6 protein-coding genes and 1 pseudogene are annotated in these 7,078 nt (G+C 74.6%); all 7 read right to left on the minus strand.

What is annotated here, in order from left to right; genetic code table 11:
• Positions 1 to 548: pseudogene (locus ACFVXK_RS35895) on the minus strand (MFS transporter); the annotation flags it as partial.
• Positions 532 to 1,113, minus strand: a complete 582-nt coding sequence (locus ACFVXK_RS35900; RefSeq protein ID WP_389620709.1) for a GNAT family N-acetyltransferase — start codon at positions 1,111 to 1,113, stop codon at positions 532 to 534. The pseudogene ACFVXK_RS35895 and the gene ACFVXK_RS35900, both read right to left, overlap by 17 nt.
• The gene (locus tag ACFVXK_RS35905; protein WP_389620712.1) at positions 1,110 to 2,435 is read right to left on the minus strand and encodes a DUF6271 family protein; all 1,326 of its coding nucleotides are present in this window, start codon (positions 2,433 to 2,435) and stop codon (positions 1,110 to 1,112) included. The genes ACFVXK_RS35900 and ACFVXK_RS35905 overlap by 4 nt, the downstream gene beginning before the upstream one ends.
• A 14-nt stretch (positions 2,436 to 2,449) precedes the next feature.
• On the minus strand, positions 2,450 to 3,526 hold the full coding sequence (locus ACFVXK_RS35910; protein WP_389620715.1) for a phytanoyl-CoA dioxygenase family protein: 1,077 nt from the start codon (positions 3,524 to 3,526) through the stop codon (positions 2,450 to 2,452).
• Between the two features lie 94 nt (positions 3,527 to 3,620).
• Positions 3,621 to 5,132, minus strand: a complete 1,512-nt coding sequence (locus tag ACFVXK_RS35915; protein WP_389620718.1) for a glycoside hydrolase family 3 protein — start codon at positions 5,130 to 5,132, stop codon at positions 3,621 to 3,623.
• Between the two features lie 116 nt (positions 5,133 to 5,248).
• Positions 5,249 to 6,562: an extracellular solute-binding protein gene (locus ACFVXK_RS35920; protein WP_389620721.1), complete on the minus strand. Its 1,314-nt coding sequence runs from the start codon at positions 6,560 to 6,562 to the stop codon at positions 5,249 to 5,251.
• 51 nt (positions 6,563 to 6,613) lie between these two features.
• The coding region (locus tag ACFVXK_RS35925; RefSeq protein WP_389620724.1) for a class I SAM-dependent methyltransferase at positions 6,614 to 7,078 on the minus strand (465 nt) is incomplete at its 5' end.

Genomic DNA, 7,078 nt, shown 5'->3' on the forward strand with positions numbered 1-7,078 from the left:
GCCCAGGCCAGCGACAGGAGCAGGAGCCGGCAGGCCAGTGCGAAGTGGACCGACAGGTCGGAGGTGAGGGCGGTGACGGCGGAGGCCAGGAGCGCCGCGCCGAGGCCGCCGCCGCTGAACGCGGCGTGCAGCCGTGCCATGGCGGTGCGGCCGTGGGCCACCTCCAGGGCGGCGCCCTGCGCGTTCATGGCGACGTTCAGGCAGCCCACCGCGACGCCGTCACCGCACAGGACCAGCACGGCGGCCGGGTAGTTCGGGGCCAGCGCCAGGGCGGGCAGGAGCAGCGCCAGGGCGGTGGCCGACAGGAGCACGAGGCGCCGGGAGCCGAGCCGTGCCATCAGGGCGGTCACGAGCGGGAAGGAGGCCGCCGCGCTCGCACCGCAGGCCATCAGCAGCAGGCCCAGGCGCGCCTCGGAGAGGTCCAGGCGCGCGGCGAGGGCGGGCAGCCTGGAGGCCCAGGTGGCGTACTGGAAGCCGAGGAGGGCGAACACCGCCGCGATGCCGAGCTGGGCGCGGTGGAAGGGGATCGGGTCAGACGTGGCTGTCATGCGGGGCTCTCTGGTTCTGCGCACCGTGGGGTCGGCCTTCCCGGATGGTCTTGGACATGTAGACGGCGCCGGCGCCGTAGTGCGGTGGTGGGGTGACCCCGTCCCGGGGGCGGTAGCCGAGGGCGGCCCAGAAGGCGTCCATGCCGGAGACGGCGACCAGGGAGACGCGGCGGTGTCCGGCGGCGCGGGCGGCGCCCGAGAGGTGGTGCAGGAGGGTGCGGCCGTGTCCCCTGCCGCGGAGCTCCTCGGCGACGACGATGTCGTGCAGGTGCAGGTTGTGCGAGCGGTGGGCGGTGCGTTCGGGCCGCAGGAGGTCCGGGCAGCGGTCCGGGGGGTAGGGGAAGGCGAGGAGGTAGCCGGCCAGGCCGCGTTCGTGGTGGAGGGTGAAGCAGGTGGACGGCGAGGCCCTGCCCCTCGATTCCAGGGCGGCCCGCCCCTCGGAGAGTCCCCGGGGGCCGTACACCGCGGCCTCCAGTGCCGCGACGGCGTCCCAGTCGGCGGTGGAGATGCCCCGTATCCGGATTCCGGGGCCGGGGCCGGGGCGTGTGTGCGGGTCCGTCGTCATGGCTGCGCCTTCCCGGGGAGCGGTGTGGTGCGGGCGGCGTCGACCAGGGCCGGCCAGGCGTCGACGAGGCGGGCGAAGTCCTCCATGTCGGCGCGGGCCTCCGCCAGGAGCCGCGGAGCCCGGCGGCGCAGGTGCCCGGCCGTCTGCGCGTAGGCGCCGCCCAGGGTGCGGTAGGAGCGGGTGAGGGTGTCCAGGCGGTGCACGTTCTCCGTGTCGTCGAGGGCGGTGCTCTCCCGGACGAGCGCGGACACCGCCTCCGTGCGGAGCCGCCCGTCGTCGTCCAGGAGCGAGGCGCCCTCCTGCGCCATGCGTGCGTGGAGGAAGCGGAAGTGGAGCATGGACAGCAGGAACTTGGCGTACCGGGTCTGGTAGGCCGTGAAGCCCGCGCCGGTCTTGCGCTCGTCGGTGTGGAAGTTGACGATGTGCCGGTTGTGCAGCACCCCGGGCAGGCCCGCGTGGTACAGCAGGTGGAAGAGGAAGTAGTCGCTGCCGATGGTGTCGGTGGCCGGGGGCAGCGGGACCCGCTCGTGGACCTCGTGGTGGAAGGCGATGTTGCACATGTCGACCCTCATGGGGTCGACGGGCCCGAGCACCGTGCGGTCGCGGATGAACGGCTCGGTGCCGGCGCCCTTGAACGACTCCTCCACCAGCCGGTCCCGTTCCTGCGGGGACCAGGCGGCGGGCGCCCACAGTCCGACGACCTCGCGGTGCACGTCGGGGGCCCGCAGCTGGAGGTCGGTGAGGTCGACGGACGGCACGCCCACGAAGGAGGCCCCGACCATGGCCACCGGCCGGTCGGCGCGCCCCGCCGCGAGCGGGTCCGTCGTCACCTCGGTGACGGAGGCGGTCACGTCGGCCGTCTTCCGTCCCAGGAAGGCCAGTTCCTGGGCGATGGGGAAGACGGGCTCGCCGTCCAGCTCCTGGTAGCGGCTGTCGGAATCCCGGCGGTGCACCGACCGGCAGCCGAGTGCCGCGGCGATGAGGAAGGCGCGGTTCGTGCAGGCGCCGTAGGAGACCGCGGAGGGCAGCATGAGGCCGAGCACCCGGTCGGGCCCGGCGAGGCCGGCCCGGTCGATCGCGCCGCGCAGGAAGGCCCGTTGCCCGTCCTCGTCCAGGTGGTGCGGGACGACGCCCGGTGCGCACCCGGCCGCGTGGACGGCCCGGGCGTGCCGGTCGAACGAGGGCCGGTCGGCGGAGTCGAGGACCAGCAGGTGGACTTCGACACCGAAGTGGCGGGCGGCGTGGGCGGCTTCGCGCCCCAGCGCCTCGATCGTGGCGGCGCAGGCCCGGTTGGTGGGGAGCGTCAGGCAGATCCTGTGCACGTCGTCCCTCCTGTTCACCGCGGCTCCCCGGAGGTGTCGTCCCAGGACCGCAGGCCCAGCAGCCGGCTGCCGAGGTCGTCCAGCGCGGCCCGGCCGTAGCGCAGGGATTCATGCCGGGTGGCGTCGCCGACCAGGGTCTTGTTCCAGTCGGGGGTGGCCAGCCGGCGCCAGGAGTCGACGCGGGAGGCGCGCAGCCGGGTGTGCTCCTCGAGCGCGGGCATCATGGACAGGTACTGGACGGCCCTGACGCGGTCGGCGGAGGTGTTGGGAGCGACGCCGTGGGCCAGGTGCCCGTTGAAGATCAGCAGGTCGCCGGCGGCGAGTTCGGGCCGGATCACGGGGAACTCGGCGCGGTCGACGGCGGGCCTGATCGGATCGCGATCGGCGGGCTGGGCCGCCCGCCACTGGTCGAACCGGCGGAACAGCTCCGGCGCGCACTGGAAGCCCCCGGTCAGCGGGTGCGTGTCGTCGAGGGCGACGATCCCCTGGACCCGCTGGGGCGGCACGCCGAGCGTGCTGTCCACGTCCCAGTGGAGGTCGATGTCGAAGCCCCGGTCGGTCGGTTCGATGAGGGCGCGGTCGCGGTTCCCGACGTTGGGCGGGTTGAGGTTGAGGCGGTCGAGGGTCACCCACAGCTCCTCGCAGTCCCAGACGTCGACGAACGCGTCGTAGACGCGCCGGGTCTGGCGGCTGTCCCAGAGGAGCTGGTGGTGGTAGGCCTCGACGAATCCGTAGATGTGCAGGTGGCGGTCGAGTTCGGAACGGAACTCCCGCTCCGCGTACCAGCCTTCGGGGCGGGCGGGGTCCAGGCCCTGGAACTCCCAGGCGAACTCCAGGAGGCGCCGGGCGGCGTCGGCGGATATGGCGTTCCTGACGATGACGTAGCCGTCGGTCTGCCAGGCGGCGAAGTCCTGCTCGGACAGGACGCGTAAGGGGCGGGTCTTGCGCAGGTCCCGCAGCCGGACCGGCGAGAGGTAGGTCTCGCCGTCCGCGCTGAAGTAGGGGCGCTGCGAAGCGGCCCGGTACAGGTGGCCGGGCCGTTCGGCGGGGACGGGGTGTTCGAGGGTGTCGAGGGTGTCGGGGGTCGGCATGCCGTGCTCCAGGCTCCGCACGGTTCCGGGGTGGGCCGACGGCCGCTCCCCCGGGGTCCCGTGTCGTGGTTCGGTCGCTTCTCGGGGGAACGGTTCAGACGGCGCCGAGCAGCACCTCGGCCGCGGCGATGCCGCTGACCCGGGTGGCTCCGTGCGTGTTCAGGTGCGCGGCCGCCGGGGCGGACCCGGAGGGGACGCCCATCTCGACGACCACCGCGTCGGGGCGGCTGCGCACCAGGCCGTCCAGGGCCCGCTCCATCCAGGCGTGCCGGGCCGCGTCACGCACGACGACGACGAGGGCCCGGCCCGCGGCGGGGGCCAGCGCCGCCCGGTCGAGGGCGTCGCGGTGTGCCAGGTCGGATTCCCCGAGCCGGACGGAGGTGGTGTCCGGGCGCAGGGCGCGCAGCGGGTCGGCGACGCCCCAGGGGGTGCCGCCGTCGATGGCGAGGTGGGTCGTGGGCGCGAGTTCCACGACGTGGGGTGCGCCCACCAGCGGCAGGGCGCTCGGGGCGTCCGGCCGGTGGTGCACCCGGACGGCCCGCCGGGCGGCGGCCAGGCCCGTGTCGGGGCCGGTCCCGCGCTCCGGCCCGGTCTGCGGGAGCCGGCTGGACCAGTGGGCGAACTCGGCCACGCGCGCGGAGGCTTCGGCCAGCCGCTCCTGCGGCAGCTCGCCGTCGCGCACGGCGCGGGCGAGGGCGTCGGCGAGGGCGACGGTGGTGGCCTCGTCGGCGCTCTCGCCGCCGACGCACACCGCGTCCGCGCCGGCGGCGACGGCCTTGACGGTCGCGCCGGTGATCCCGTACAGCTCGGACACGGCGCCCATCTCGATGGCGTCGGTGATCACCAGGCCGGTGAAGCCGAGTTCCCCGCGCAGCAGGCCGCCGACGATCCGGGGGCTGAGGGTGGCCGGGAGCGTGTCGTCGTAGGCCGGGATGAGCAGGTGGGCGGTCATGACGCTGCGCACGCCCGCTTCGACGGCCGCCCGGAACGGGGGCAGGGCGACGCGGGCGATCGTCTCGGCGTCGGCGTCGATGCGGGGCAGGCCGTGGTGGGAGTCGACGGTGGTGTCGCCGTGGCCGGGGAAGTGCTTGGCGCAGGCGGCGACTCCGGCGGACTGCAGGCCCTGGATCCAGGCGGCGGTGTGGCGGGCCACGGTCTCGGTGTGGGCGCCGAAGGAGCGGACGCCGATGACGGGGTTGAGCGGGTTGGAGTTGACGTCGGCGCTCGGCGCGTAGTTCAGGGAGACGCCGGCCGCGCGCAGTTCGCGTCCGAGGCCGTGGGCGACCTGGAAGGTGAGGTCGGGGTCGTCGACGGTGCCCAGGGCGAGGTTGCCGGGGCGGGAGGATCCGGTGTGCCGCTCCAGACGGGTGACGTCCCCGGCCTCCTCGTCGACGGCGATGACGAGGTCCGGGTTCTCGGCGCGCAACCGGGCGGTGAGCGCGGCGAGTTGTTCGGGGCTTTGGATGTTGCGCCCGAACAGGACGACGGAGCCCAGTCCGTCGGCGATCCGGCGGAGCACCCAGGCGGGTGCGGTGGTGCCCACGAAGCCCGGCTGGAGCACGGAGTTGGCGAGGCGGGTCAGTTCGCGGTGGCGCTGGTCGGGCATGGGGGTCCTTGGAGGGAGGAAGGTGCGGAGGGCGTCGTGCGGGCGGGGTGGCGGGTGCGGGCGGGTCCGGAGGCCCGGTCCCGCCCGCACCGCCGTACGGGGCCGCCGGGGGCGGATTACGGGCGGGTGCCGTGCGGGGTGGTGGTGCCGGCGGGGGCCAGGGGGGCGCCCAGGCGTTCTTCCAGCACGGTGTCGGCGCGGCGACCGGCCGCGCGCGGCGAGCCTCCCGTCAGTACGTCGGTGAGCAGGGTCTTGAGCGGGTTGGGCGCGGCCTCGACGGTGGGCCAGCGCGGGTCGACGGGGGTGGTGTGGCCGTTCGCGGCGGCCCGTGCCTGGACCCGGACCCCGGGGTCGTCGATGGCCTCGGCGAGGGCGAGCCGGTTGGGCAGGACCCCGTTCGCGGTGGCCAGGCGCTGCTGGGCGGCGGGGCCGGTCAGCAGGGCGACCCAGTCGGCCGCGAGGCCGGGCTGGCGGGCGCGGCCGGCGACGGCCAGGTTCGAACCGCCGAGGAAGACGCTGCCGGGCCGGTCCGCCGAGGTGCCCGGGACGGGGAACATCCCGAGCTTGCCGCGCAGTTCGGGGTTGATGCGTTCGGCGTCGGCGACCTCCCAGGGCAGCCCGACCATCTGGGCGACCTGCCCCTTGGCGAGCACCTCGTACTGGAAGGGGTGGGCCTCGTCCTGGTCCTTGGGGGCCTGGGAGAACGACTGGAGCGCACGGTAGTACTCCAGGGCTTCGGCGGCGGGCCGCGTGCTCAGGCCGCCGCGCCAGCGGGTGCCGTCGTAGCGCGCGATGCTCCCGCCGCGGTCGTGGAGGAATCCGGAGAACACGTACCAGTTCTGGCCGGGGAGGTAGACGGGCTGGAACCCGGGCTCGGTGCGGTGCGCCCGGGCGAGGGCCCGGGTGGTGCGCAGCCATTCCCGCTGGTCGCGCGGGGGCGTGAGGCCGGCTTCCGCGAAGAGGTCCTTGCGGTAGATCACCACGCGTGAGGCGGCGTACAGGGGCGCGCCGTACTGGCGGCCCTGCCAGTTCCCGGATGCGCGCAGGGAGGGGATCCATTCCGCCGCGCCGAGCCGGCCGGACTGGTCGGAGAGGTCCTCCAGCAGTCCCTTGGCGGCGAAGTAGGGGGTCGTGGTGGTCCCGGTCTCCACGACGTCGGGTGACTCGTCGGAGTTCAGGGCCGCTTCCAGCCGTTCGTCGATCCCCGGCCATCCCTGCATCCGCACGTTGACGGTGACTCCGGGATGGGCCTGCTCGAACTCGCCGGTGAGCCGCTCCAGTTCGGGCTGGGGAACGGAGCCCCACATCAGCCAGACGGTGAGTTCACGGGCCGGTCCGGCGGGGGTGGACGCGGCGTTCGCCGCCGTCGCCGGGCTCAGCAGGAGGAGGCAGGCGAGGAGGGCCGCGGCGTGTCGCAGACGTCGTGGCATGTCGTTCCTCTCTTGGGTTCGGGCGGTGTTCGGTTCGGGTGGTGTCCGGGTTCAGGCGGCCGGTCTGCGGGCTTGGAGGACGAGGTACGTCGGGACGGCCCGGCGGGCCGCGCCGGTCCGCCGGTCCCGGAAGTTCTCCGGCCGGGGCCGGCCCTCCGACAGGGCGGTCAGCGGCAGCCCGGCCTCGCCGAGGGCCCGGACGTAGCTCTCCACGGTGCGGTGGACCTTGCGGACGGAGGCGCCGAGCCACGCGCAGTCGCGCGGGCCCTCGTCGAAGTAGCCGCGCACCCGCATCTCGGACGGCACGCCGTCGTGCCAGTCGCCGTCGTAGGCGCAGGTGACCACGGGGTGTTCGACCGAGATCACCAGGGTTCCGCCGGGGACGAGGCAGCGGTGGACCTCGCGGAGCAGCGCGGGCAGGTCGTCGAGGTAGTGCACGACCATGCGGGCGGTGACGAGGTCCCAGACTCCGGGTTCCGGGCAGCTCCAGGTGGCGAGGTCGGCCTTGACCAGCGT

The organism is Streptomyces sp. NPDC058157 (assembly GCF_042884105.1).
Classification (GTDB): domain Bacteria; phylum Actinomycetota; class Actinomycetes; order Streptomycetales; family Streptomycetaceae; genus Streptomyces.

Excerpts from the sequence above, each read along its gene's own strand:
- ACFVXK_RS35900 (WP_389620709.1), bottom strand. The coding sequence starts at position 1,113 with ATGACGACGGACCCGCACACACGCCCCGGCCCCGGCCCCGGAATCCGG.
- ACFVXK_RS35910 (WP_389620715.1), bottom strand. The coding sequence starts at position 3,526 with ATGCCGACCCCCGACACCCTCGACACCCTCGAACACCCCGTCCCCGCC.
- ACFVXK_RS35915 (WP_389620718.1), bottom strand. The coding sequence starts at position 5,132 with ATGCCCGACCAGCGCCACCGCGAACTGACCCGCCTCGCCAACTCCGTG.
- ACFVXK_RS35920 (WP_389620721.1), bottom strand. The coding sequence starts at position 6,562 with ATGCCACGACGTCTGCGACACGCCGCGGCCCTCCTCGCCTGCCTCCTC.